This window comes from Cetobacterium sp. ZOR0034, from assembly GCF_000799075.1.
Classification (GTDB): Bacteria; Fusobacteriota; Fusobacteriia; order Fusobacteriales; family Fusobacteriaceae; genus Cetobacterium_A.
Window position 1 is genome coordinate 1 of sequence record NZ_JTLI01000105.1, and the last position, 1,261, is coordinate 1,261.

The 1,261-nt window shown below is 30.4% G+C and carries 2 protein-coding genes; both read right to left on the minus strand.

Going from position 1 to position 1,261, the window contains the following annotated elements; translation table 11 throughout:
- Positions 1–573 (minus strand): restriction endonuclease subunit S (locus L992_RS12645; protein ID WP_047396638.1); only part of this gene is annotated, 573 nt, incomplete at its 3' end.
- On the minus strand, positions 573–1,261 hold a 689-nt coding region (locus L992_RS13710; RefSeq protein WP_197053442.1), incomplete at its 5' end, for an N-6 DNA methylase. The genes L992_RS12645 and L992_RS13710, both read right to left, overlap by 1 nt.

The window sequence follows — 1,261 nt, forward strand, 5'->3', positions numbered from 1 at the left end:
AAGAGTTTGTGCCATCTCTTCAAGAGTTTTATTCATTTCATTATTGATTTCTATTTTATCATCAAGAGCTGATAATATTGAGGTTATCTTTTCTTGGGTTTCTAGTGGTGGTAAATCAATTTCTAATTTCCTTAAATCTTTTAATAAAAGATTTTTTTGAACAGAACCTCCTGAAAGGTTTATTAATTTATTAACTTTAGAACTCAACACATAATACAAATATTTAGAATTCACTTTATCTTTATTTGGTTTAATAATAGCTACACTTTTTTGAAATGTCGTTTTTCTAACTTTTTTATTATTTTTTATAAAAACCATTTTACCAATAGTTCCACTATTAGTTATCAAAATATCTTCATCTTCTAACTTAGTTCTTTTATCTACTTCTAAAAAATCATTTTCTGTAATTTGACGAGCATTATCATAATTAATTTTTCCATTATTTATATCTTTCACACTGATAAAAAAATAACCTGAATTAGGTTCATCTTTACAATTTCCATGTTTCCCATCTGTTATATTTAAACAAATTTCTTCCATATAAAATCTATTATTTACTTTATTCTCCACCATTATATATCAAATCCTAACTTAGCTAGATTAGCTCTTATCTCTTCTTCTAGGTGTCTACTCTTTTGGAATTGTTCAGCTAGTTTTGCACTTAGATCTGCCATCTTTTCCTCGTAAGGTATTCCATCATCCTCTGCCTCTTCTATTCCTACATATCTTCCTGGAGTTAATATATATTCATGACCTTTTACCTCTTCAAGTGTTGCACTCTTACAGAATCCTTGAACATCTTCATACTCTTCTTCACCTTTATATGAACCTCTCCACATATGGTAAGTATCAGCTATCTTTTGAATATCTTCAGATGATAACTCTCTTAAACTTCTTTCTACAAGAGCACCCATTTTTCTAGCATCTATAAATAGAATCTCTCCATCTCTTTCTCTATGCTTAGGGTTACTTTTGTTTCTATTTAAGAACCATATACAAGCTGGAATTCCAGTAGTTAAAAATAATTTATCAGGAAGAGCTACAACGCAATCAACCAGATCATCCTCTATCATATTTTTTCTAATCTCTCCCTCATTTGAAGTGTTAGATGATAGTGATCCATTTGCTAGAACTATTCCAGCTGTTCCATTTGGTGATAAATGGTGTGCCATATGTTGTAGCCAAGCATAGTTAGCATTTCCCTCTGGAGGTGTACCATATTTCCATCTAGCATCTCCATCTAAAGATTCATGCCAGTAAT